Origin of the sequence: Marinobacter iranensis (assembly GCF_029207565.1) — a bacterium.
In the GTDB taxonomy this organism is placed as follows: Bacteria; Pseudomonadota; Gammaproteobacteria; order Pseudomonadales; family Oleiphilaceae; genus Marinobacter; species Marinobacter iranensis.
In genome coordinates this window covers 13,784-37,487 of the sequence record NZ_JANCMW010000010.1, presented here as the reverse complement: position 1 = coordinate 37,487, position 23,704 = coordinate 13,784, and the positions used below count along the sequence as shown (strand labels likewise).

Genomic DNA, 23,704 nt, shown 5'->3' with positions numbered 1-23,704 from the left:
TAGTGTCAGGCCGCACAGCAGGACAACTGCCTAACATCCTTGGTAAACGTCTGGGCACAGAGCTTCAGCCCCTCCACCATGGTGAGGTAGGTGAACAGTTCGTCGCCGATCTCCTGAACGGTCATGCGCGCACGCAATGCCATCACCGCCGTCTGGATCAGCTCACCCGCCTCGCCGGATACCGCCTGCACGCCCAGTAATCGCCCCGAACCCTGTTCCGCCACCATCCTGATAAAACCACCGGTTTCGAAGTTCACCAGCGCCCGTGGCACGTTTTCCAGGGTGAGGGTACGGGTATCCACGTTGAAGCCCTGCCGGACGGCCTCGGCTTCTGTCAGACCAACCGTGGCCACCTGGGGGTCGGTAAAGACCACCGCCGGCATGGCGCTGAGGTCCAGAGTAGCGTCGCCTCCTGTCATATTCACGGCAGCCCGGCTGCCTCCAGCCGCAGCAACGTAGACAAATTGGGGTTGATCGGTGCAGTCGCCTGCGGCATAGATGCCCGGCACGGTGGTCTGCATGTGATTGTCCGTGACAATGCTTCCGCCCCGGGTTTTCACACCGATAGCTTCCAGGTTCAGGCTGTCGGTATTCGGCGCGCGCCCGGTGGCGACCAGCAACTGATCCGCCTGCAAGGTGTCGGCGCCGGTGGCCACCAGAAATTCATTGTCGAGGTAGTCAACGCGGCGTGCCTCAGCCTGTTTGATCACCTCGATGCCCTCGCGGCGGAACGCCGCTTCCACGGCGACCCCGACCGCCGGATCTTCCCGCGATAGCAAGCAGCTTCGAGCCAGAATAGTGACTTGACTGCCCAGCCGGGCAAAGGCCTGGGCCAGTTCTACCGCCACTACTGAGGCACCAATAACGATCATCCTTTGAGGAATCGTGTCCAGAACCAGCGCACTGGTCGATGTCAGGTAGGGCGTATTCGCAAGGCCGGGCACTGGTGGTATCGCAGGTTTTGCACCGGTGCCGATCAGGGCCCGGTCAAAGTGAACGGTTTGCTCGCCGCCGTCATTCAGTCTGACCAACAGACTGTGGGCATCGTTAAACCGGGCTTCGCCCTGCAATACCGTGATGCCCGGATGGTCACGCAGGATGCTCTCGTACTTGGCGTCCCGCAGTTCCTCAACACGGGCCTGCTGTTGCGCGAGCAGGGCCGGGCGATTCACCTCTGGCGCCTGTGCGGTCAGGCCGGCATCAAAAGGACTTTCGCTGCGCAGGTGCGCGATGTGGGCGGCACGAATCAGGATCTTCGAGGGTACGCAGCCAGTATTCACACAGGTGCCACCGATGGTTCCCCGCTCAATCAGGGTGATGCTGGCACCACGCTCAGCGGCTTTCAGGGCCGCCGCCATGGCGGCGCCACCGCTTCCGATAACGGCAATATGTGGGCTTTTGTCACTCATGAACGCGGCTCCTTGAAAGAGGGTGTGTTGCTACTGACGCCAGAAAGGGCGTCGTATTGCTTTTTGCGCCAGAGTGCATAGACGGTCAGGCCGAGAAAAATTGCCAGGGCGGGCAACAGTACAAAGTCCAGATAGCCCGTTATGGCGCTCAGGCCAACTACGCCTAGCAGGATTACAAGAATTGGCGTGAAGCAGCACAGGGCAACAATCACTGTGCCAATGAGGCTGAAACGCAGCAGGGTTTTCGGGTTCTTCATCATCACTCCAGGGGCATGTTTGATTTGAGCGTTGCCAACGGCGCAAAACGCAAACTCATGGGCTCTAAACTCCTATCAGTAGAACAGAGGCAAGAGGTAGGGGGATGCAAGGGCAAGCACGACGAATACCAGCACAACAGCAAAAATTGATTTGGAGGCTGTGCGAATCCGAGGCATAGCGCACACTTCACCTGGCTGGCAGTCCTCTGGGGGACGAAAGATCCGGCGCCACGCGAAAAACATGGCTATCAAGGCCACTATAATGAACACGGGACGATAAGGTTCCAGCGCCGTCAGGTTGCCGATCCAGACGCCGGAAACACCCAGCGTTACCAGAACCAGCGGACCAAGACAGCAGGCGGACGCCAATATCGCCGCCAGCCCGCCTGCGAATAAGGGCACTTTGCCATTTGCCGGTTTTTCCATGGGAACTCCGCATCTTTATGTCGGTCGATACGGTAAGCTTACTTCCGTACCTGACTACAGACTCAACTACTATGACTACAAACTTTATGACTATTGGCACCCTCGCAAAAATGGCCGGCATGCACGTGGAAACCATCCGTTATTACCAAAGGCGGGGGCTGGTGGCACTTCCGGAGAAGCCCTACGGTGGCATCCGGCGTTATGATGAAAACGCACTGGCGCGGCTGCACTTCATCCGCTCGGCCCAGTGGCTGGGCTTCAGCCTGGAGGAGGTTGGTGAACTGCTGAAGCTGGAGGATGGCACCCATTGCGATGAAACACGGGCCCTGGCTGAGCACAAACTGGAGGATGTGCGCCGCAAGATCGTCGGTTTAAAACAGATGGAATCCACCCTGGATGATCTTGTGGAACGTTGCCGTTGCAGTACCGACCCCCAGAACTGTCCAATTATTCACTCGCTGCATACCGACTTGCACCAGGACAGGCGTTCTTGCGCAAATAACAACCGTGACCAATTGGACGCTAGAACCGATACTCAGCCATAAACGACCCAAAACTGTTCCTCGGGTCCTCACTCGTTGGCAGGTTGAAGTCGTCAACCGTCTCCGTTGACAGCCAGAGGCTGAGGTGAGCGCCAAAGCGTTGCCCCTCCCAGTGCAACCCGATAATCGCCTGGCCGACGGTGCGATTCATCCTTATTGAATTCGTGTCTGTCCACTCATTATCAACCAGCAGGTTGCCCTCTCTTGCCATCACCCAGGCAAAATACGTGGCCCTCAGGGTAACCGAGGCGTAAAGATGTGAGCCACCTGCCACCAGACTTTTCGCGTCGTAATCCATCCCCCGGCCAATGGGATCAGGGACGATATGAAACCCGGTGGGGCGATCACCAAACCGGAATTCCAGCCCCGGCTGCACGAATGTGAAGAAATTGCCCACCGCAAGGTCCCCGGCCAGCGCGACATCAAACCAGGGATGCCAATATATACGGCGCTTGGCACCGAGGTACCCATTCAGGACAGGCTCAAAATCCAGTTGGTTATCCCAGCCAGCAGGGTCGTTCCCTCCCAGCACTGCGTGGACAGCCTTCTGGGATTGTTCCGCCAGCGCCTGCTCGCCAACCCAGCCAATCAGCCATTGGGCACCGAAGAAGCGCTTGTCGTCGAAGCCATAGAAACTGTTGCCCCAACCCAGAAAGCCCCCGTAGGGCACATCGTTGGTAATCAGCTCCCGCTTCTCGATCTCCGCCGGTGTCTGCATGTTCTGCCCGAATACCCAGCTTTCACGATAAGTCAGGCCTGGCTTGTCGGGAATGCCCCAGGACACAAGCCGCTTACCGAAAGCGGGTGTGCCTTTGGTATCTTCCAGAGAATTGGCGTCCCCGGAGGTAACGATCAGGGAGGTACCGTTTGTGAACTGGTTGTCGGAGCTCAGAATCACATCATTCGATAACTCCAGCCTGATCGCTGCGGCTGCCAGGGAAGTAGCAGGCAGATTCCCCGCTGCCAGCAGTAAAACGACGATCATCCACCGAACGTTGCGCAAATCCGCTCACTCCGGCCCATTTAATGGGCCCCCGATAACGATGGTCAATGACTTATCGGCCATGTCCACGCCGACACTTCCCCGGACTCTCCGACCAGGGCCGCCAGCGCATAGACATCCCGGCCTGAGCCGCTTCCAAGGTCAAGAATCCGCATTCCTTCCAGCTGTTCCGGCGCTACCAGGCCACAGCCATAGTACTTTGTAAGCACTTCATCATGAATCTTGCCAACAATGCGCTTCAGATGATTGGGCATGGCCTCGTCGGTACAGCAGGCGTTGGTCCGCAGGTCCTCAGACTTCCCGAGTACCTTGCCGTAATAATCTTTTACCTGATCGTGAATCATATTGTTCCCCAGCACTTGACCGTTTGGCGATGGGCTGCCTCGCACGACCCACAACTACGGGTTTTGTTACAGTGGCAAATAATAAGTCTCCCATATTCAACTTTGTAACAACACGGCGCCATGGATGTCAGTAAAAAGCGTAACATTTCCATTCTGAATGCTAAGCCCAACAACAGAGATCCCGATGGTCAACAACATGCCCTCCAACAGAAAAGCCGCGATAATTGGCGCCCTTCCAGGGCAATCCCATGTCGGCGGCCCTGGAAGCTGCATGAGGCCATGGCGGCCATATACGGCGTGGGTGGTGAACGCGGCATTCCTCTAAGCTGATTGGCGCGGGTAACTGATGCTTCGGATCTCCTCGTGGATATTGAAAGGCTCATTTACAGCCAATGATATGCATCATTGCCCAATTTTCACCCACGACTATGCTTCAAGTATGATGCACGCTGGAAGGAGGTTGTTATGAAAACGCTATTGATCAACACACTATTGACGATTTCCCTGCTCGCAAGCGCACCTTTGCTTGCGCAGGAAGGCCCACTGAGAGTCGGGATGTCCGGCCAGTATTTTCCGTTTACCTTTGTTGAGCAGGATGAGCTCAAAGGTTTCGATGTCGATGTCATGAATGCCATTGGTGAGGAGATGGGGCGTGAGATCCAATACGAAACCGCCAACTTCTCCGGCCTGTTTGGCATGCTGGAATCCGGGCGCATCGACACCGTCGCCAACCAGATCACCATTACCGAAGAGCGCCAGAAGGCGTATATTTTCAGCGACCCCTACGTCTATGACGGCGCCCAGGTGGTGACCAAGAAAGGCAACACCGAGGTCGAAAGTGTGGAAGATCTCAAAGGGAAAACCGTTGCCGTGAACCTTGGCTCCAACTTCGAAGCACTCTTGCGTGAGCTTCCCTACGCGGACCAGATCGACATCAAGACCTACGAAAGCAACCTGGAACGGGATACCGCCCTGGGCCGTGTGGACGCCTTCGTGATGGACCGTGTCAGCGCCAGCCAGATTATCAAGGAGAAACCCCTCCCCCTGGAGCTGGCCGGCCCGACTTTCTCACAGATCACCAATGCCTATCCGTTCCGCGACACCGAAGCCGGCCGGGCCCTGCGGGACGAGGTTAACCAGGCCCTGGCGACCCTGCGGGACAATGGCACCCTGGCGTCCATTTCAGAGAAGTGGTTCGGCACGGATATCACCCAGCCCTGAGGGGCACCACCGAGGCCTGATTCCCTATGGACGTGTTGAACGTCGACTACATGCTTGGGTTGGTACCTGTTCTGCTCACGTACCTGCCCCTCACCCTGCAACTGGCAGGCGTCGGGATGGTGCTGGCGCTGATCCTCGCCTGCCTGTTTGCGGTTGTCCGGGTGCTTCGCATCCCGGTGCTCAACCAGTTGACCATCGTATTCATTTCCTTCTTCCGTGGCACGCCGCTTCTGGTTCAGCTGTTTCTGTTCTACTACGGGCTACCCCAACTGGTCAGCGCATTGACGGTCATAGATGGCATTACCGCAACCATCATGGGCCTGACCATGCACTTTTCCGCCTACATGGCCGAATCGATCCGCGCCGCCATCGTGGGTGTTGACCGTAGCCAGACCGAAGCGGCCCTGTCGATCGGCATGACCAACGGCCAGCTGATGCGCAGGATCGTCCTGCCACAGGCCACCCGAGTGGCACTACCCACGCTGATGAACTACTTCATCGACATGATCAAGGCCACCTCCCTGGCCTTTACCCTGGGGGTAACCGAGCTGATGGGCGCCACCCAGAAAGAGGCTGCCGGCAGCTTCCTGTACTTTGAAGCCTTCATTGTCGCCGCCATTATGTACTGGATAGTGGTCGAGATGCTTTCCAAGCTTCAGCACTACCTGGAAATCCGTCTGAACAAGGCTTACAGCCGATGATCAAACTGGAGTCACTGAGCAAGCATTTCGGCAAGGCGGTGGTCCTCGACGGCATCGACCTCACCATTGAGAAAGGCGAAATCGTCGTGATCATTGGTCCCTCGGGCACCGGCAAATCCACCCTGCTGCGTTGCGTCAACTTCCTGGAACAACCTACCGCCGGCACCATGACCGTGGGCGACCTGACGGTGGACGTGAACCGCGCCAGCCGGGCGGAAATCCTTTCTATGCGGCGGCGAACCGCCTTTGTGTTCCAGAACTACGCCTTGTTTGCCAACAAGACTGCGTTGCAGAACATTGCCGAACGCCTTCTGGTGGTGGATCGGTGGCCAAAGGAAAAAGCCTATCAACGGGCCCGGGAAATACTCGAACAGATTGGCCTCGCCGACAAAGCGGATGCCTATCCCGCTGCCATGTCTGGCGGCCAGCAACAGCGTGTAGGTATCGGCCGCGCCATGGCCACGGGTGCCGAGGTAATCCTGTTCGATGAGCCCACATCGTCACTGGACCCGGAATGGGTGGAAGAGGTGTTGGGGCTGATGAAACAGCTGGCCTCGGAACGCCAGACCATGATGGTGGTCACCCATGAAATGTCCTTCGCCCGGGACGTGGCCGACCGGGTGATCTTTATCGACGGCGGCCGGATTGTGGAGCAGGGTCCGCCCAGCGAGATCTTCTACAATCCAAAGGATCCCCGTACCAAGGATTTCCTGAAGAAGATCCTCGCCACCAATCCTGTGTAAAGGCGCACACATCGACAAGGGAGATACCCAAATGAGCCACTCCATTGTCCGGCGTATTGAAAATGCCCTCTGGGGCGCTTTCATCGGTGATGCACTGGCGATGCCGGTGCACTGGTTCTATTCCCCGGAGAATATCCGTAAACAGTTCCCCGAAGGCATAAACCGGTACTATCCGGCCCCCCATCCCCATCCTGACGCTTTCATGCTAGGTATGAGCTATCAGCCGAACGTTGAGAAGGCGAGGGCCGCCGGTCGAAACTACGACATCCTCCATCAGCATGCCCGCTATTACCGCACCACCTATAACGACTTCGGCTTCTCGCTTGAAGACCGTGACGGGGAGCATGGCAACGCAACTGCCGCTCTGGACAATCGCATGCATTATCACCACAGCCTTGAGGCGGGGGAATCCACCCTGGGTGCGGGTCTGGTACGGGTGCTGATGCGTTCCGTCATCAACCGCAACGGTTACAGCCAGGACGGGTTCCTGGAGGATTTTATACGCTATATGACCCTGCTACGGGATAACAAGGATCCTTACACCGAAATCTACCTGCGGCGCTGGTTCGAGCATTACAGCCTTGGGGAAGCACCGGAAAACTGTGCCGAACACCAGCGCCGGGTATGGTCCATTGGCAGCGTGGGTGGGCTGGTAAGGCCGCTGGTGCTGGCATTGCTGAACCCGGACAATCCCTATCTGGCCACTGGCATGGCACTGGGCCACCAGCAACTGACCCACCGCTCGGAGATGGTCAGTAGTGGCCTTAGCCTGCTGGCACCTGCGTTACTTCGATTGGTGAACGGTGAATCCCCGCAAGCCATCTTCAGCGAGTTGCTCCAGCAGCTTCCGGCGCCAGCGGTTTCCGGCCGGGCATTGTTCCAAGCGTATCGTGACCATGATGGCCCGGGCAATATTCCGGCGGATGAAACTTGGCGCCTGCACATGAGTTTTCTGAATGACAGTGTCGCCGCGAAAAACCCGGATTACTTCGCCACCGCCTGCTATATCGAACAGGCGCTGCCACTGATGGCGGCATTGGGCGAGGAACAAAACGGTGATTTTATCGGCACGCTCAGAGCCAACGCCGAGGCCGGTGGCGACAGTGTTCACCGGGGCATGGTGCTGGGGCTGTTACTGGCAGCGGGTAGCAAAGACGTGCCGGAAGAATGGAAAACCGGGCTGAAAGACCACGACGAACTGGCGGGGGAAATCCACCAGTTTGCCGCCATTGCAGCCCGGGGCGACGGCCACCTGGCACTCTAGTTCATTGCTGCCAGCTTGCGCCGATACCCAATCCACGCAAGCCCCGTAACCAGTAAAAGCGCCGTCGCCGACTCCGGCACTTCCTTCGCCGCTGGAACAGGGCCATTGCCAGTGCCATCGCCAGTCGCATTCGAGATTGAGTAAACCCCACCAGGCCCCGCCGGTGGTCGCGTTGTTTGCCAGAAGAAGGTGATCGGCTCGCCAGTATCCCAATCCCAGCCCTCTGAATCTGTCATCCATACCAATTCGCCTGAATCGGCCAGCTCAATGGTAAAGCCCACCCCCGCCGCATCAGCTTCACCAAAGTCGTATCCCGCAACACCGTTAAAGCCCTCGGCGGCAAAACCAAGACTAAACGTGCCCACATCATCAAAACCCAATACTGTAGAGGGTTTCGGGAATGGTGCGTCGTTTGGTTGATCCACCCCGGGAATCACCGTGTGTGAGTATGTATAGATGGTGCCGGGCGAATTACTCGATGGCGTACACTTGGTAAACCCCGACGGGCAACTCACACTGCTGCGCAGATCCCCTACGCTGTCCCCATCGGCGTTAATCAGCGAAACTTCCACATCCGGCCCCACCGGGCCCACTATTTTTGCGCCCACATCCAGCGCACCAAGATCGACGCCAGTAATAGAGCTGGCGGAAGCCGAGGCGCTGACAAAAAAGCTCAAGAGAATAATATTGGGAACAAATCTCTGCATGGCTTTTCTCCAATGGCTATTTCTGTGAATCAGGTAGAGAGGAAAGCATAAGCACCGGATACCGATTGCTCAAGCGGCGTCAGGCAGTCTTCCCTACGGGCAAGGCATCGCCACCTGAAGGCTCTCCTCGCGAACCGCCGCTCAAAGGCCTTGCCCGATTCAGGAGGGGGAACTGCGAAATATCCTCGAAGAAACCATACGTAATCAAGAGCTGGTGGTAAAACGGCTGGAATGACTTGTAACACTGGCCAGATGTAAGTGTCACCAAGATAAGGCCTGCCCCCGGCAGACAATATTATGAGCCGTAGAACGCGCATTGCGGCTGCTCATCCCAAGGCAACAAAGGGAGGAAAGACAACCATGTTTTTCACGAGCAAATCCAGCAGCAAACCCAATTTTGTCACCCTGCCACTGGCTGCGGTGACGGCATCGGCGTTTCTTACAGGTTGCGCCTACTCCGGGAGCTCCGGAGAAAAAACACTGCAACCGCTTGCCGAAAAGCGAGTTGTGCAGGAAGAAGGCAAAGTGACCTACTGGGTTTTACCAGGGCCCCGAAAACTGGACCGCGAAACCTTTGGCACGCCGGATAATCCGAAGATGCTGCTTGAACCCAAGATTAAGGCAGCAATACAGGCCAAGGGGCCGGCAACCGTTCCAGAGCTTTTAAAACAGGTTCCGATTATGGTGGCTGCCCCGGAAAAGGCCCGTAAGGTAATACCCAATGGTGACTATGTATTCGCCCAGCCAACCCCGTTCTCCAACGACGCGCGGATTATTCAGGGCAGCTTCGAAGCCACTTTCACCGACATGGTGAAAACCGACCCTTCGGGCAAGCCCGGCCAGACGCCGGACACGGCAGAGTTTACGGCGGAATTTTCGGATCCCCAGGGTAACGAATACCGGGTGGTACTGGACCATGTGGTCAAACCGCCATTTCCCGGTTATCAAACCGAGGGAGGCGTGATGCTGGACTCGGTTCACCACGGTACCACCGGCACCGGTAGCCCGCTGATGCCAGAAGTCGATACCGTCGCTGCCCTGTGGGGCGTGGGGGAACTGTACATCAACGGCGAGCTGGTGGACGATCATCGCGTAATGCATCTGATGACCTCCGAAGTGGTGCGGAACAAGGACTACGAACTGGTACATACCAGCGATCTGCCGTTGGCGCCAGAGGAGCGTCATATCAGTGGGCAAGAGCACCACACTCACCTGATGATGCCGCCCATCAAGGGCACCAAGAAGGGGCCGGTATTTTCGCCTGTTCCCAGTGCCTTCGAGCTGCCCAACGGTAAGAATCAGCCATTTCTGCACATCATGTTCGAACAGGATGAGGTAGAGAGACTTTGATTCCACACCCATCGGTTCTCAAATGACGGTCCGGGCACTTGCCCGGCTCCGTCTGCAAAAAAACCCATTACCGAGGTGAGTCCCATGAAACTCTTTGGCATGTTTCCGTGTTCAGCCCTATTGATGGCTTGTGTACTGGCAGCAAGCCCAGGAGCAGTTTCTGCTCATCAGCATAAGGATGGCGATACCAGGACCGTAGAAGTGGTGGCGAAAGAATTCACCTTTGAGCCATCGAGAATTGAGGTAGCACCCGGCTCCAGGGTGGAAATAAAGCTTGTCAATGAAGGCAACCTCAGCCACAACCTGCACATTGCGGGCGAGGGAATGAAAACCGAAACGATCCAGACCGGACATACGGATACGGTGACCGTAACCGCCCCTGAAAATGGGAAGCTGGAATTTTTCTGCAATGTTCCCGGGCATAAGCAGGCCGGGATGAGGGGCAAGATTGTCGCCCACTAACAGAAACCGAAAAACATTGGCGCTGTAGCACCGCTACCAGTTTTCCCCGAACGGCCGGATATCCAGCTCAAAAGTCCAGGCAGACGGGTCCTGCTGGCATAGCGTCCAGACCGCATCAGCGACGGTCGAGGGCTGCACAAAAAAGTCGTCCGGTTTGTCTGGAAGCATCGTCCGCGTGCGCGGCAAATCCACCACACCATCAATCACTACATTGGCTACGTGAATCTTCTCGGGCCCCAACTGGCGTGCCAGTGACTGGGCCAGGCTGCGCTGGGCGGCCTTGGCAGAAGCAAAGGGCGCGGTGTTGGCCCGGCCCCGTGTCGCAGCCGAAGCACTGGTGATGATAATGCTGGCGGTGCCGTGCTGGCGCAATTGCGGTAATGCGGCTTTGGTGGCCGCCACAAGGCCCTGAACGTTGAGGCGCCAGTTGGCCTCGAATTCTTCCAGGCTGGCCTCTTCCACGCTCTTGAAAGCACCGCCACCAGCGTTATACATCATCACCGAAACCGGTCCCAGCTTGCTCTCGATGGCAGCAAACACCGTGGAGATCTGTTCCGGCTCCATCATGTCACAGGGGAAGGCATGGGCACCTGTCACCGACGCTTCCAGGTCCAGAAGGTAGTCTTTGCTGCGAGCCACCATCGCCACCTGAAAACCTTCGTCGCTGAATCGCCGAACAAAGGCCTCGCCATTGCCCGTCCCAACACCCATCACAACACATACCTTATTCATCAGATGTCTCTCCCGCCGGTTATACCGGCTTGTCTGTCAGTATCAGAAACCGGTCAATCCCGTGTTGAGGGACAAGGCGCTCCGCAGGGCGCACAGGCGGTTTCATCACGCTGGCTCAACGCCGTCTCCACATTCCCCTGCCCGGAATTGAACGCAAAAGTCGGGCTCCGCAGATGATCCGCCATAATCAGCGCCAGGATGATTCCCAGCATCACCAGGATGCGGGCACGGCTATAGGGTCGCTCCATCGTTTCCTCCCGCATCAGTTGGGTAACCGGAACCAGGGCCGTAGGCGAATACCGATCAGCGAGCCGGCAAAGGCGCTGGCAAACCATACCCAGGCGTGCAGGCTGGCGGAAGCAATGCCGGAAAACAGCGCCCCGATGTTGCAGCCAAAGCCGAGCCGGGCGCCATAACCCAACAGCAGGCCGCCCACCACGGCAGCCAGGAACTGGCGACCTTCCGGGCGGATGCGACTGGCCTGGTTAAAGCGGTTGGCCAGGCCCGCCGCCAGCATGGCGCCAAGCAGCAGCCCGAAGTTCATCACCGAGGGGATATTGGTAAGCACCGAATCCTTCAGCGCCATGGCCGGATACTCCCAGGTCCAGAACTCGAACTGGGACATGTTCACGCCGACCACCTCCAGGGCTTTGGCTCCCCAGACGTTGAACGCGAAGGTAATGCTCCAGGGCGCCCCGCCGATGGCCAGGGTGAGCGCGTTACCGGCCGCCAGAATCAGGATCGCCCAGGTGAACGGCCAGCGGCCACTGAGTATGGTTCGGAAAACCCCATGCCCCTGGCTTTTCCACAGCAGTTCATCCCGTTCGACGGAGCCATGAGCCTTGCGCTCAATGCGGTTAACCCACCAGGCAATCAGCCCGAGCCCGACAAACTGTACGAGAATGGCACCGCTGATACCGAAACTGTTGACCAGCGGCACCGGGTCAAACCCGGGCTGGTCCAGCCACCAGGGCAGGTGGATGGAGCCAAGAACCGCACCGGCAATAAAGAACACCAGCGTCACAACCATACGGATATTGCCGGCCCCCACGGTGAACAGCGTGCCGGAACCGCAACCACCGCCCAGCTGCATACCAATACCAAACAGAAAGGAGCCCACCACCAGGGACGTACCCACGGGTGCAACCGCACCCACCAGGCCGGCCTGCCCACTGTGGAGCATGGGCACCATGATCAGCGAGGTTACCCCGAACAGCAGCAACTGGGCGCGCATACCAGCACCACGTTTCTTCACCACCAGATTTCGCCAGCCGGCAGTAAAGCCAAAGGCACCGTGGTACAGAGCCATACCCAGCACGGTGCCAACGACAAACAGCGCTACCATGAATGGGGCGGTTTCCAGCCAGATCAACCCACCCAGCAGGGCAAGGCCCACCAGCGCGGTTGATACGATAAAACGGTCCACCTGCCAGCCGGGCTGCTGAAGCCCGGGCTGGAGAACTGCGGAATCAGCCATCACACATCCACTTGTCTAAAACAGATCAGTTAAACACATCCAGAAGCCTGCTCAGGCCTTTCTTGGCGACCTGCAGCGGGCGATCACTGTCCTGGGACCACTCGGCCATGGAACCGTCATACAGCGCAACTTCTTCAAATCCCGCCAACTCACTCAGCACAAACCAGTCCGTGGCAGCCCAGTGGCCAGTATTGCAGAAGGCAATGGTACGGGTGCCGGGATCCAGTTCAGCCTCGTTTACCTGCGCGGTAATGCTGTCTTCATTGAGGTACCAGGCCTGGTCACGTTCACCCAGGAAACCCACGTGGGGCAGGCTGCGTGAGTCGGGAATCGTGCCTGGCGCCCGGGCGGCCGGCGACTGGTTTTCACCCCGGAAATAGTCCGACGGGCGGGCATCCACCAGCTGGGCCTGAGTGCCCCGGGCCTCCTCGACTTCCTCCAGTGAGGCAATCAGATCCTGCTGGAGCGTACCCTCGAATTCTGTAACAGCGGGCTGGTCACCTTCGCCACTGGCGATCTCGTGCCCTTCGGCCTTCCAACCGGCGAAACCGCCATTAAGGATGGTCACATCATCATGGCCCAATACACGGAAGGTCCAGTACACCCGGGCTGCACTGCCAAAGTCTGTCGCACCAGTGCCTGCGGGCACAATGACTACGGTGTCGTCATTCCCGATTCCGAGACCACCAATCAGGCGTTCCAGGCTAGCAACCGGGGGCAGAAGCCCAGCGACACCGTCCCGGCTTTCCCGCCAGCCATCGCCGGTGTAGCTGCTGTAGATGGAGCCGGGAATGTGAGCTTCCTGAAAGCTGCTGCGGTCACCCCCATTATCGATGCCGGAACGAACATCCAGGATCACAAGGTTTTCCCGGTCAAGATTTCCGTTTAGCCAATCGGCATCCACCAGAGGCGATGTTTCGCCACCTTTGGCCATTGCCAGCGAACTGGCAAAGACCAGAACAATCGCTAATAAACGGCTCATGGCATTTCTCCTGTGACTGTCATTTTTGAACATTCATTATGAAATCAATAGAAAGGAATGCATAGCCGTGTTTTTATTGTATTTGCTTCTAACGGAATTCCGGAAAGTTGTCTGGCTTGTTCAGCGCCCAGTCGTAATCAATGAACTTCATGGTCGAGGTATCGGCAACACGGTCTGCTACCGAGGTATCCGCCGATTGTTCAATGAATGCCTTTCCCGAGCCTGCAGCTTCCACGAAGTCCTCTTCATACCACTTGAACAACTCGGTCACGTAGAGCGAATCGCCCTCAACCTTCAGGTGACGATCGGTATTGAACGCCCGCCGGGTATTCTCGGCCAGCAGGTCCTCAAGGTTGTCAGCGGTATAGATCGTGTTCCGCAATGGCGGGCAACCAACGGATGCACAGTTCACCGCAAAGTGAACCCGGACATCCTTCCAGCCCCTGTCAGCATAGTTGTCGCCGAGCAGAATGCCTTTTTCCATCCGGTTCAGGCTGTACTCCTCGCCACCAATGACAAATTTCTCCCGCTCAAAGACATTGTCCACGAACGGATTCACCCGTCCGCCGTAATCCCATACCGAAGACACCAGTTTTCCGCCAGGCTGTTCTGACAGGATCTGATCCAGCATGAAAAAGTTGTAGGTGTTGATCCAGAAGGCAACGGATTCCTCCCTGCCCTCCAGGGAAGCGATGTCGAACCCGGCCAGCCTCTCACGCTGGTCCGCCAACAGCTTCTCTGTTTCCGGCTCGCTCAGTGCGGCCTCGTAATCAAAGGCTGAAACCAGCCCTCCATCCGGTGTTTCAGCCTCTGTCAGGTGGTCTGTCAGTAACGCCTGATACGGCTCAAACAATGCGTTGTCCGCGCTGGCATTGGTGGAAAGGATCAGGCCGAACAGGAAAAGGCATGGTATAAACAGTCTGGGCTTGGTCACTCCATACTCCTCATTGCTGATGGTTCACTCGGTGGATTTAACTACCCACCCTGACACGGTAAAGAGCAACCTGTTACACCTTTATCGGTATTGATAATCAATTACATTTAGTTTAGATTCCGCACCTGTGTGCAAACAACCATCAGGTGTCTGATAATGCCCCAACAAATCAACAAGCTACGTTTTTCACTGATTGTCGCGCTGGGATGCGCTACCACTGCAACCGCACAGGAAGGCACCGGAAAATCCCCACAATCCCTGGATACACTTGAAGTCACCGCCACTCGCGGCCTGGACTCACTGAACGTCAACCCTGGCGCAGTGACAGTCGTTGATCGCGACCAGATCGACAAGCAATCCGCCCTGGGCGGCAACATTGGCGACATCCTAGCCAAAACGGTGCCCGGCCTGGCGCCCTCTACCCACGGCTTAACCACTGTTGCCCAGACCTTGCGGGGCCGCAACCTTTTCGTGCTGATTGACGGCATTCCCCAGACCATCAGCCTGCGGGACGGCCTGCACTCCCTGAACTCCATCGATCCGTCATCGATCGAGCGCATCGAAGTTATCCGGGGTTCCAACGGCGTTTACGGGTTCGGTGGCACCGGCGGTATCATCAACATTATCACCCGCAAGAATGAGAAGGGTGCGCCCCTTTTCCGTACCGAGCTGAACGGCGGATTTTCCACCGAACACATCAAGGACAGCGAGCAATTCGGACTGTCCCAGAGCGTGATCGGCGGCTCCGGCGACTTTGACTACCAGTTCCGTGGTTCCTATGAGCAGCGGGCCAATTTCTTCGATGCCGATGGTGACCGCATTCCACCGGACCCGAACGGCCAGGGCGGTATCGCCGACTCCCGCGAGTTCGACCTTCTGGCCAAACTCGGCTTTGACCTGGATGCTGACAAACGGCTGGAACTGACCACCAGCTACTACGACATCAAACAGGACACCAACTATGTCCTGGAGCCCGGTGTGTACGGCGAACAGAAAACCCGGGCTGTTAAAGGCGACCCGGGCGGCAAGGATCAGGGCACTGAAAACCTGAACGTGAACCTGACCTACAGCGACCGTCAGTTGTTCGGCGATACCTCACTGGGCGCGCAACTCTACTATCGCGACTACATGACCCGTTTCGGCTACTTCGCCACTTTCTATCCCGGTGGCGGCCAGTCACTAACCGAATCCGAACGCATTGGCTCACGCCTCGACTTCGAGACACCGTTCGACGTCATGTCCGGTGCCAAACTGCTCTGGGGGCTGGATACCCTGATGGAAACCACCTCCCAACCACTGGAAGACGGGCGTACCTTCGTGCCGGAGATGGACCAGAACAGCGTGGCGCCTTTCCTGCAGGCGGAGCTCCAGCTGAATCCAAAATGGACCGTCAATGCCGGTGTGCGGTACGAGAAATTCTGGTTTGAAGTGGACGACTACACCACGGTCTTCGGTGCGGATGTCGAGGGCGGAGAACTGGAATACAGCGAAACCGTGTTCAATACCGGCGCCCGATACCAGGTGAACGATGTCTGGGCGGCTACCGCCAGCTTCTCCCAGGGCTTCACCGTGCCCGAGATCGGCCGCACCCTGCGCCAGCCCCAGCAGGGCACCTCGCTTGACCAGATCCGCCCGGAGCCGCAGGTCGTCGACAACTATGAGCTTGGTACCGAGGCAGTATGGGATCGCGCCGATCTTGCCCTGGCACTGTTCTATAGTGAATCCGAGCTGGGCACCAGCCTGGCAGCGGCCAACGCCAACGAACCCATCCCGGTGCTCCGGAGCCCTGAGCGCATCTACGGTTTCGAAGCGGAATTCAATGTCTATCCCACGAGCGGCCTGAGCACCGGTGGCACCTTCACCTGGCTGGAAGGCAAGGTGGACTCGGACGATAACGGCAGTTATGACACCTACCTGGCCGGCAACCGCATTCCGCCGCTCAAGGTAACCGGCTACGTGGAACACGACACCACGGCACGCTGGACCAACCGCCTGCAAGCCATGGTGGTGGGTGACCGGGACCGCTTCAGTGGCAGCGGATTCGGGGTAGGTGAAGTGGAGTCCTTCACCGTGCTGGACCTGACCAGCAAATGGCGGACCGGTAACGGCGACATCACCCTGGCGATCAGCAACCTGCTGAACGAAGACTACTTCCCGGTGATCTCACAGATCTACAATTTCGACACCCAATACACCACCGCACCGGGCCGCACGGTGATGCTGACCTATGGGGTGGATTGGTAAGCGGATTGGTAAACAGGGGATTGGCAGAAACCAGACATCAGGCCGCTATCAACGCGGCCTGATGTTTTTACCGATCCAGAAAATCGCCGGGGCCCCGCGCCTCAAGCCATTCCGGAGCCGATATCCCGGCGTGGTCAGAATTATGGCGTCTTGCTCCAGGCAAATTTCTTGAATGGCTCATCAACCGGCGTTTCGGCGATGTGGTTGATGTAGTTACTCATCACCTTCTGTGACAATACCAGAATCACTTCAAGCACCTGACGGTTGTTGTACCCGGCACCGAGGAACGCATCCAGATCTTCCCGGTCGACGTTACCGTGCTTTCTCATAACGGCCAGGGTGAATGTACGCAACGCCTCAAGCTTGTCACTGGGCAGCGGTGTTTCATCCCGAAGTGCGTTAATGATGTTGTCGGGAACTTCCATCATTTTAGCGATACCGGTATGCGCCGGAACGCAGTAATGGCAAGAGTTCTCAACGCTAATGGTCTGCCAGACCACGGTTTTCTCTTCGTTATCGAAGCTGCTCTCCAGAACCAGTGCATGTAGCTTCTGGTAGCCTTCCAAAACTTGTGGAGACTCCGCCATCACGGCATGCAGGCTGGGGATCATGCCAAAACCCTTCTGGGACTTTTCCAGCAGGTGTCTGGAACCTTCCGGTGCGGAATGCGCATCGTGTAGCGTAAACCGTTTCATGTTCACCTCCTAGTTTATGAGTGATCGCTCAATTACAACTTAACGGTAACTGTTTTTGATCGATCACTCAAGATATAATTGAACATAAGCTCAACAACCTATGCAAGGTGATCCATGGCCCGACCTCCCAGCTTTGACCGCGACGTGGCTTTGGCAAATGCCGTAAATCTGTTCTGGGCAAAGGGGTATCATGGGAGCTCCATGAAACAGATTGAGGAAACGCTGGACATGCGTCCGGGTAGTATTTACGCGGCGTTCGGTAGCAAAGATGCGCTTTATTCCGAAGCGCTGGCCCACTATGCCGAAGCCGGCGGCCGCGAACTTGCCACCCACATGGCCGGTCATACCACCATCATTGAGGGCCTGAAAGCCTACCTGCAAACCATCGCCAGAGGCTGCGCCAGGCCCGGCGCGGCACCCTCCCGCGCTTGTATGATTGTCAAAACCCTGCTGGAAGCGAGCCACACCCATCCGGGCCTGTCGAAACAGGCCCAGGCCTTTCTGGAACAGATTGAACACGCGTTCCGGACATTGCTGGAGGACGCCAAACAGCGGGGGGAGCTTAAGGCGTCCACGGATTGCGGACGTCTGGCGCGACTGCTTCAGGGACAGATCATGGGGATACGGTCCATCGCGGAGCGAAAGCTTCCACCACAGGCGCTGACCGAACTGGGCGAAGATATGGCCTCAATCCTTGACGCATACAGGGTCGATCAAGACCGCCGTTTAACCCATCCGGGCGCTACGGTGTCGTAGCATCCGCTGCCATACCCGATAGTGCGCCTGCCAGATTGCTGGCGACCGGGCATTCGGGAACACCGTGTCTTTGCGCCAACCACTCCGGGTCGTTGTAACCCAGCCATACCTGACCGTCGGCGTCCTCCCACACGAGGGCTTTGAGGGGAAGATCAATACCCGCTGACTGGGCGCACTGCATGAGTGGAGTACCGCCTTTCGGGTTCCCGAATATCAGTAGCTCGGTCGGTCGCAGTGACGAACCGAGGCGTTCCGCACCAGCGGAGTGGTCAATTCGGGCAAACACTTTCAGGCCTCGATCCTTAACGATGGTTTCCAACCGGTCCATGGTCGCCAGCGCAGTATGGGGACTGGCGACTGTAATTAGCCCATCGGCGGCGCTGGCTGCGAGGGTGGTGATCGAAAGCGCGAGAAGAACAAGGACTCGAATACTCATATTTGAATTCTCCGACAGGAAACCTGTACCTGGTAGAGCCTAGACTATACAGGCCGTCCACTCCACTTTCCCCAACCGGCCGACAACTTGGCCATTAGCTTTATATCCCCCTCAAGCGTTGATCAAAGCGGCCTGATGTCTTTTACGATCCAGCAGGTGGACGCCGTTGGGCCCTCGTCCAGGTCTGCACAGGTATCCACGCGCATAACCTCGGTGGTGCCGCATCGGGCCACCAAGGCACCAGAAGCGTCTTCCGAGGTCCAGTTGACCTGAACGGTGACCTCCTTACCGTCCTTATCATCACTACAGGCGGCTTCAGGCATTACCGCAAGGCTGGCGGAGATTTCATGTGCCTCCAGCCACTCCAGGGCTGAGATCTCGGCACACTGTTGGGCCGGAGTGAGCAGGGACTGGCCCCGATAACAGGGCAGGTAGGGAATACCGTCAGCCTCGTGTTGCAGCAGGGGCAACACCTGCTCCGATGCCACCCGGCCATATTTGCGCATCGCGGGAAACACCATCACGCTGGCGGCAAGCCGGCATCCTCCCAGGTGAGAGCTTTCCCAGACTTCAAACGGCAGCTTCCGGTCCTCTACCGTCCCGGCCAACTCCTGGTAGGCTGCGTAGCCAAACTTGGCACAGCACTTATCCTTGCGGCCATGGGTACAGCAGAGCACAAGGGACTGCGTTATAGCCACGCCGCGCCAACCAGCCAGATCGCTGCCGGATTCCAGCGCCGCCAGAAAAGCATGCAGGTCACTGCGGGCAAGATCGAAACAGCGACCTTCAGGCAGCAGGTAAATACGGTGGCTGAAGGCCGGGCGACTACGCTGATCGATCAGGTTTACCCGACGCCCGTTGGCGGCAAGGCGATTTATCCGTTCGGCCAGGTCGTCGTCCATATCCCGTGCAATTCGCAGACTGCGGGACCATTTTGGCCGCGGCCAACTGATCAGGAGGTTTCTGGCGGCATGGGTGGCAGTGCCGGCTAGAGGATCGCCGGCCTGCACACTTTCGACGGTGCAGAACCGGTGTGCGGCCGTGCTCATACCGTTGCCACCGAGGGCCTGGCTGCGCCGCCCGCCAGCGACCGCTTGACCGGTACACAAACCGGCCGGCCCGCCAGGGGCTCACGGATAACCTGGGCGTCGAGGTCAAACACCTGCTTGAGGTTGGCAGCGGTAAAAACCGTCTCGGGCGGGCCGTCGTGCAGAATCCTGCCCGCCTTCATCATCACCAGCCGGTCGGCATAGGCGGCGGCCAGGTTCAGGTCATGGAGCACCACCAGCAATGTCCGCCCCTTCTGATGAGCCAGGGACACCAACAGTTCCAGTAGATCCACCTGTACCTTCAGATCAAGGAAGGTGGTGGGCTCGTCCAGCAGTAACAGCTCCGTCTCCTGGGCCAGCACCATGGCAATCCAGCAACGCTGGCGTTGCCCGCCGCTCAGGGCATCCACCGGCCGGTCCGCGAAGGTGGCCACATCAGCCACGGCCATGGCCTCCTCAACAGCGGCGTCATCGTGCCTGGACCACTGGCGCATCAGGCTCTGGTAGGGAAAGCGACCGAGCCCTACCAACTCCCTCACCGTCAGGCCATCCGGCGCCGAGGGACTCTGTGGCAGTATCCCCAGCCGCTGCGCCACGGCCCTGGTGGATTGCCGATGGATATCGGTACCGTCCAGAAGCACCTTGCCGGCGCTGGGCGCCAGTGTCCGCGCCAGGGTTTTGAGCAGGGTGGACTTACCAGAACCGTTTGGCCCAAGCAGAACGGTGACGCTGCTGTCCCGCACCGTGAAATCCACATCCGCCAGCACTTGCCGGCCATTGTATCCGGCGCACAGGGCTTCGCCGCGCAGTCGTGGCAAGCCAGCGGAATCCGGTGTTGAAGAATGTCGATTGAGGGGCATGTTGACGTCGCTTTTGAATGAGCTCAGATGATATTATCTCCCATTCTCATTATCAAATCGGTCCGTTGTCACCGACCGTCCATCAATCGGATTCACCATGCTCCGCAATGCCGGCTTCCTGCTGATCGCCACCAGTTTTGTCCTGTCACCTGCTGCCACTGCCACCAACTCCGTCACCGTCGTGGAGCACGCGCTAGGCAGCGCCACCATCCAGGGCAGCCCGGATCGCGTTGTGTCGCTCTATCAGGGGGCAACCGACACCGCCGTGGCACTGGGCATTGAACCGGTGGGCGTGGTGGAGTCCTGGACCGAAAAGCCCATGTACCACTACCTGAGGTCTGAGCTTCAGGACGTCACCTATCTCGGGCTCGAAACCCAGCCGGACCTGGAGCGTATTGCCTGGCTGTCGCCGGACCTGATTGTCGGGGCCCGGAACCGCCACCGAACCATCTACCCCCTGCTGACCCGTATCGCTCCCACCGTCATTCCGGGCAACGTCTATGATTTCAAGGCACTGCTGGCACTGATGGCGGAAGCCACCGGCCGCATGGCAAGCGGTGAGGCATTGCTGGCGCAATGGCAGGCACGGGTGGAGGATTTCAGGACCCGGATCCGGCGCAAACTGGGTGAGCATTGGCCCCAGGAAGTGGCAATCCTCAGCTTTCGCGCCGACCATGCCCGCATCTACTACGATGGTTTCGCCCGTTCCGTTCTGGACGAATTGGGGTTTGTCGCTCCGGTTGACCATCGCAAGGAGGGCTGGGGCATAAAGCTCACCAGCCAGGAAAGCATCCCGGCGATGGATGCCGAGGCAGTCTTTATCTTCATGGAGGACGACCCCGCGGTGCAGCGCACCTACGATGCCTGGTCCAGCCACCCACTCTGGAACAGCCTGCGGGCGGTGCGACAGAACGATGTCTATCAGGTGGACCCGGTGACCTGGAACATGGGGGCCGGCATTATCGCCGCCAACCGTATGCTTGATGAACTATACCGGCACTACGACCTGGAGCAGCCAGATCAACGGGAGTGCGCCCTGTGCTGACGTCCCTGCTGGCAAGAGTGTCGGGCGCCCTGTTCTGCCTGGGCCTGCTGCTGGCGGCCATGGTATCCAGCCTGGTCTTCGGGCACATACCGGTCTCGCTGGATATGCTGGCGGCAAGCCTGGTGGATTACGACCCCGGCTCCCTGGAACACCTGGTTATCCGCACCGAGCGCTTTTCCCGCACCATGACCGCGCTGATCGTGGGTGCTGGCCTGGCCATTGCTGGTGCGCTGATGCAGACACTTACCCGCAATCCACTCGCCTCGCCCGGCATCCTGGGCATCAATGCCGGAGCCATGTTCTTCGTGGTCGTCGGTGCCACGCTGTTCTCACTGACCTCACCCTCCGAACTGGTGTGGGCAGCCTTTACCGGGGCGGCCACAGCCGCATTTCTGGTCTATTTCCTGGGCCAGGAAGCCGGGCGCGGGATATCCCCCGTGCGTACGGTTCTTGCCGGTGTCGCGGTCACTGCCCTGTTTGTGTCCTTTGCCCAGGGCCTGCTGATCCTCAACCAGGACCGTTTCGAGAGCATCCTGTTCTGGCTGGCGGGATCCGTCTCCGGACGCGACCTGGAGGCGATACTGCCGCTGCTGCCGCTGTTCTGCCTGGCATTGCTCGTTGCCCTGCTGTTATGCCGACAACTGAACCTGCTGGGGCTGGACGATGAGGTGGTCCGCGGCCTGGGCCTGAAAGTGGGACATGTGAGGCTGCTGATCGGCCTTGTGGTCATCGTGCTGGCGGGCACATCCGTGGCCATGGCGGGGCTGATCGGTTTTGTCGGCCTGATTGTGCCGCATATGGCCCGGGGAATTTTCGGCACCGATCACCGCTGGTTTCTGCCCCTGTCTGCCATTCTCGGCGCTACTCTTCTGCTGGCCGCCGATACCGTCGCCCGGTTGGTCATACCTCCCCAGGAGGTCCCCGTGGGTGTAATGACGGCATTAATGGGCACGCCGTTGTTCCTCCACCTTGCCCGGCACCTGAGGAAAGTGTCATGACCCGCTCCCTCGTCCTTCGATCGCCCAAAGACCGCTGGTCGGTCAAGCTGAATGTCAGGGTACTGGTGGTCACGCTGGCCCTGGCGGTGTTGTTGGCCGTTAGCAGTCTTCTGGCGCTGGCCTCGGGCAGCCATCCAACATCGTTTATGGAGGTACTCGGCACACTGGTTGCCCCGGGCCAGTCGGAGCTGTCGCTGATCATCCTGGAAATCCGTTTACCCAGGATAATCATGGCCATACTGGTGGGTGGCGCACTGGGTTCTGCGGGCCTTATCCTGCAGGGCCTGGTAAGAAACCCGCTGGCCTCTCCGGACGTTATTGGCATCACCAGTGGGGCGTCTGCAGCAGCGGTGCTGTTTCTCTGGCTGGGCGGTGTCGCCGGCACCTCCCTGTTGCTGGCGCCGGTCGCCATGGGCGGCGCTTTCGCTGTCGCTCTTTGCATTACGGCCCTGGCCTGGCACCGGGGTATCAGCCCCGCCAGACTGGTTCTTGTTGGTGTCGGCCTCGCCGCTGCACTGACGGCAGTGACCACCCTTCTGCTGGTACTGAGCCCGGACTCCACCGCCATGAATGCCTATATCTGGCTGACGGGAAGCCTCTACGCCTCGCAATGGCACGACGTAACCGCCCTGGCACCCTGGCTGGTGGTTTGCTGGCCCCTGGCGCTGATCAAACTGCGACACCTGGACGCCCAGTCCATGGGGGAGGACATGGCTCAGGGCCTGGGTAGCGCCCTGCAGAGTCATCGACTGTTGTTTCTGGTATTGGCTGTGGGACTAGCCGGTTCCGCCGTGGCCTATGCAGGGGCAGTCGGTTTCGTCGGCCTGATCGCACCGCACATGGCAAGGCGTCTGGTTACCAGCGGACATACGGGCTTGCTACCCATCGCGGCACTCATAGGCGCGTTGATTCTTCTTTATGCGGACTGGATCGGGCGGGTTGCCTTCATACCCAGGGACCTGCCGGCGGGTATCTTTGTGGCCGGTATCGGCGCGCCGTTTTTTGTGTACCTGCTGTACCGGCTCAGGCGCGAACTGGGGTGATGAAGGCACAGCCCGGAGCAAAGG

General features: G+C 58.4%; 27 protein-coding genes. 12 read left to right on the top strand and 15 right to left on the bottom strand.

Translation table 11 applies throughout. The features are described from left to right. Nucleotides 1-5 precede the first annotated feature (5 nt). The 3 genes from merA to merT all read right to left on the bottom strand — a co-directional run bounded on the left by merA (nucleotide 6) and on the right by merT (nucleotide 2,092). The gene (merA, locus tag NLU14_RS15055; protein WP_275707930.1) at nucleotides 6-1,409 is read right to left on the bottom strand and encodes a mercury(II) reductase; all 1,404 of its coding nucleotides are present in this window, start codon (nucleotides 1,407-1,409) and stop codon (nucleotides 6-8) included. After that, nucleotides 1,406-1,669 (bottom strand): mercury resistance system transport protein MerF, encoded by a 264-nt coding sequence (merF, locus tag NLU14_RS15050; protein ID WP_476738650.1) that lies wholly within the window; start codon nucleotides 1,667-1,669, stop codon nucleotides 1,406-1,408. Before merF ends, merA begins: the two co-directional genes overlap by 4 nt. Nucleotides 1,670-1,741: 72 nt before the next feature. Continuing rightward, nucleotides 1,742-2,092 carry a mercuric ion transporter MerT gene (gene merT, locus NLU14_RS15045; RefSeq protein ID WP_275707928.1) on the bottom strand — a complete coding sequence of 117 codons (351 nt, stop codon included), beginning with the start codon at nucleotides 2,090-2,092 and terminating at the stop codon, nucleotides 1,742-1,744. A gap of 71 nt (nucleotides 2,093-2,163) precedes the next feature. On the opposite strand from merT, the gene merR reads away from it, so the two are divergent. Beyond that, nucleotides 2,164-2,637, top strand: a complete 474-nt coding sequence (merR, locus tag NLU14_RS15040; RefSeq protein WP_275707926.1) for an Hg(II)-responsive transcriptional regulator — start codon at nucleotides 2,164-2,166, stop codon at nucleotides 2,635-2,637. On the opposite strand, the gene NLU14_RS15035 is transcribed toward merR, so the two are convergent. Next, nucleotides 2,615-3,637, bottom strand: coding sequence for a lipid A deacylase LpxR family protein (locus NLU14_RS15035; protein ID WP_275707924.1), 1,023 nt, complete (start codon nucleotides 3,635-3,637; stop codon nucleotides 2,615-2,617). The two genes, merR and NLU14_RS15035, sit on opposite strands and share 23 nt — an antisense overlap. Before the next feature lie 44 nt (nucleotides 3,638-3,681). Next, nucleotides 3,682-3,981: a class I SAM-dependent methyltransferase gene (locus NLU14_RS15030; protein WP_275707921.1), complete on the bottom strand. Its 300-nt coding sequence runs from the start codon at nucleotides 3,979-3,981 to the stop codon at nucleotides 3,682-3,684. A gap of 465 nt (nucleotides 3,982-4,446) precedes the next feature. Between NLU14_RS15030 and NLU14_RS15025 the strand changes: the two genes are divergently transcribed. Genes NLU14_RS15025 through NLU14_RS15010 form a run of 4 tightly spaced genes read left to right on the top strand, consistent with a single transcriptional unit; the run spans nucleotide 4,447 to nucleotide 7,910 of the window. Then, nucleotides 4,447-5,202 carry an amino acid ABC transporter substrate-binding protein gene (locus NLU14_RS15025; RefSeq protein ID WP_275707919.1) on the top strand — a complete coding sequence of 252 codons (756 nt, stop codon included), beginning with the start codon at nucleotides 4,447-4,449 and terminating at the stop codon, nucleotides 5,200-5,202. A gap of 26 nt (nucleotides 5,203-5,228) precedes the next feature. Then, nucleotides 5,229-5,903 (top strand): amino acid ABC transporter permease, encoded by a 675-nt coding sequence (locus tag NLU14_RS15020; RefSeq protein ID WP_275707916.1) that lies wholly within the window; start codon nucleotides 5,229-5,231, stop codon nucleotides 5,901-5,903. Continuing rightward, on the top strand, nucleotides 5,900-6,646 hold the full coding sequence (locus NLU14_RS15015; RefSeq protein WP_275707914.1) for an amino acid ABC transporter ATP-binding protein: 747 nt from the start codon (nucleotides 5,900-5,902) through the stop codon (nucleotides 6,644-6,646). Before NLU14_RS15020 ends, NLU14_RS15015 begins: the two co-directional genes overlap by 4 nt. Before the next feature lie 31 nt (nucleotides 6,647-6,677). After that, nucleotides 6,678-7,910 carry an ADP-ribosylglycohydrolase family protein gene (locus NLU14_RS15010; protein ID WP_275707912.1) on the top strand — a complete coding sequence of 411 codons (1,233 nt, stop codon included), beginning with the start codon at nucleotides 6,678-6,680 and terminating at the stop codon, nucleotides 7,908-7,910. Here NLU14_RS15010 and NLU14_RS15005 read toward each other — a convergent pair. Further along, nucleotides 7,907-8,617 (bottom strand): PEP-CTERM sorting domain-containing protein, encoded by a 711-nt coding sequence (locus NLU14_RS15005; protein WP_275707911.1) that lies wholly within the window; start codon nucleotides 8,615-8,617, stop codon nucleotides 7,907-7,909. The two genes, NLU14_RS15010 and NLU14_RS15005, sit on opposite strands and share 4 nt — an antisense overlap. Before the next feature lie 360 nt (nucleotides 8,618-8,977). On the opposite strand from NLU14_RS15005, the gene NLU14_RS15000 reads away from it, so the two are divergent. Together NLU14_RS15000 and NLU14_RS14995 are read left to right on the top strand one after the other, a co-directional pair. Further along, nucleotides 8,978-9,967, top strand: a complete 990-nt coding sequence (locus NLU14_RS15000) for a hypothetical protein (protein ID WP_275707909.1) — start codon at nucleotides 8,978-8,980, stop codon at nucleotides 9,965-9,967. A gap of 84 nt (nucleotides 9,968-10,051) precedes the next feature. Further along, nucleotides 10,052-10,429, top strand: coding sequence for a cupredoxin domain-containing protein (locus NLU14_RS14995; RefSeq protein WP_275707907.1), 378 nt, complete (start codon nucleotides 10,052-10,054; stop codon nucleotides 10,427-10,429). Nucleotides 10,430-10,462: 33 nt separating this feature from the next. Here the strand turns inward: NLU14_RS14995 and NLU14_RS14990 are convergent, their stop codons facing one another. From NLU14_RS14990 to NLU14_RS14970, 5 genes are all read right to left on the bottom strand, one after another. Further along, nucleotides 10,463-11,161: an SDR family NAD(P)-dependent oxidoreductase gene (locus NLU14_RS14990; protein WP_275707905.1), complete on the bottom strand. Its 699-nt coding sequence runs from the start codon at nucleotides 11,159-11,161 to the stop codon at nucleotides 10,463-10,465. Nucleotides 11,162-11,214: 53 nt separating this feature from the next. After that, nucleotides 11,215-11,409: a hypothetical protein gene (locus NLU14_RS14985; protein ID WP_275707903.1), complete on the bottom strand. Its 195-nt coding sequence runs from the start codon at nucleotides 11,407-11,409 to the stop codon at nucleotides 11,215-11,217. 14 nt (nucleotides 11,410-11,423) lie between these two features. After that, entirely contained in the window at nucleotides 11,424-12,638 is a 1,215-nt protein-coding gene (locus tag NLU14_RS14980) for a YeeE/YedE family protein (protein WP_275707901.1), read from the bottom strand. A 25-nt stretch (nucleotides 12,639-12,663) separates the two neighbouring features. Continuing rightward, nucleotides 12,664-13,620: a sulfurtransferase gene (locus tag NLU14_RS14975; RefSeq protein WP_275707897.1), complete on the bottom strand. Its 957-nt coding sequence runs from the start codon at nucleotides 13,618-13,620 to the stop codon at nucleotides 12,664-12,666. 88 nt (nucleotides 13,621-13,708) lie between these two features. After that, nucleotides 13,709-14,554: a DUF547 domain-containing protein gene (locus NLU14_RS14970; protein ID WP_275707894.1), complete on the bottom strand. Its 846-nt coding sequence runs from the start codon at nucleotides 14,552-14,554 to the stop codon at nucleotides 13,709-13,711. A gap of 156 nt (nucleotides 14,555-14,710) precedes the next feature. Here NLU14_RS14970 and NLU14_RS14965 point away from each other — a divergent pair, with 156 nt between their 5' ends. After that, complete coding sequence (locus NLU14_RS14965) at nucleotides 14,711-16,798, top strand: TonB-dependent receptor (RefSeq protein ID WP_275707892.1); 2,088 nt, start codon at nucleotides 14,711-14,713, stop codon at nucleotides 16,796-16,798. Nucleotides 16,799-16,938: 140 nt separating this feature from the next. On the opposite strand, the gene NLU14_RS14960 is transcribed toward NLU14_RS14965, so the two are convergent. Further along, entirely contained in the window at nucleotides 16,939-17,493 is a 555-nt protein-coding gene (locus tag NLU14_RS14960) for a carboxymuconolactone decarboxylase family protein (protein ID WP_275707890.1), read from the bottom strand. A 114-nt stretch (nucleotides 17,494-17,607) separates the two neighbouring features. Here NLU14_RS14960 and NLU14_RS14955 point away from each other — a divergent pair, with 114 nt between their 5' ends. Then, a complete protein-coding gene (locus tag NLU14_RS14955) occupies nucleotides 17,608-18,249 on the top strand; it encodes a TetR/AcrR family transcriptional regulator (protein ID WP_275707888.1) in 642 nt (213 codons plus the stop codon). On the opposite strand, the gene NLU14_RS14950 is transcribed toward NLU14_RS14955, so the two are convergent. From NLU14_RS14950 to NLU14_RS14940, 3 genes are all read right to left on the bottom strand, one after another. Next, nucleotides 18,236-18,685 (bottom strand): DUF302 domain-containing protein, encoded by a 450-nt coding sequence (locus NLU14_RS14950; protein WP_275707886.1) that lies wholly within the window; start codon nucleotides 18,683-18,685, stop codon nucleotides 18,236-18,238. The genes NLU14_RS14955 and NLU14_RS14950 overlap by 14 nt on opposite strands. Before the next feature lie 122 nt (nucleotides 18,686-18,807). After that, entirely contained in the window at nucleotides 18,808-19,734 is a 927-nt protein-coding gene (locus NLU14_RS14945) for a sucrase ferredoxin (RefSeq protein ID WP_275707884.1), read from the bottom strand. Next, entirely contained in the window at nucleotides 19,731-20,594 is an 864-nt protein-coding gene (locus NLU14_RS14940; RefSeq protein ID WP_275707882.1) for an ABC transporter ATP-binding protein, read from the bottom strand. Before NLU14_RS14940 ends, NLU14_RS14945 begins: the two co-directional genes overlap by 4 nt. A 97-nt stretch (nucleotides 20,595-20,691) precedes the next feature. Between NLU14_RS14940 and NLU14_RS14935 the strand changes: the two genes are divergently transcribed. Genes NLU14_RS14935 through NLU14_RS14925 form a run of 3 tightly spaced genes read left to right on the top strand, consistent with a single transcriptional unit; the run spans nucleotide 20,692 to nucleotide 23,680 of the window. Then, entirely contained in the window at nucleotides 20,692-21,639 is a 948-nt protein-coding gene (locus NLU14_RS14935; protein WP_275707880.1) for an ABC transporter substrate-binding protein, read from the top strand. Beyond that, on the top strand, nucleotides 21,633-22,637 hold the full coding sequence (locus tag NLU14_RS14930; RefSeq protein WP_275707878.1) for a FecCD family ABC transporter permease: 1,005 nt from the start codon (nucleotides 21,633-21,635) through the stop codon (nucleotides 22,635-22,637). The genes NLU14_RS14935 and NLU14_RS14930 overlap by 7 nt, the downstream gene beginning before the upstream one ends. Then, complete coding sequence (locus NLU14_RS14925; protein ID WP_275707876.1) at nucleotides 22,634-23,680, top strand: FecCD family ABC transporter permease; 1,047 nt, start codon at nucleotides 22,634-22,636, stop codon at nucleotides 23,678-23,680. The genes NLU14_RS14930 and NLU14_RS14925 overlap by 4 nt, the downstream gene beginning before the upstream one ends. Nucleotides 23,681-23,704 lie beyond the last annotated feature (24 nt).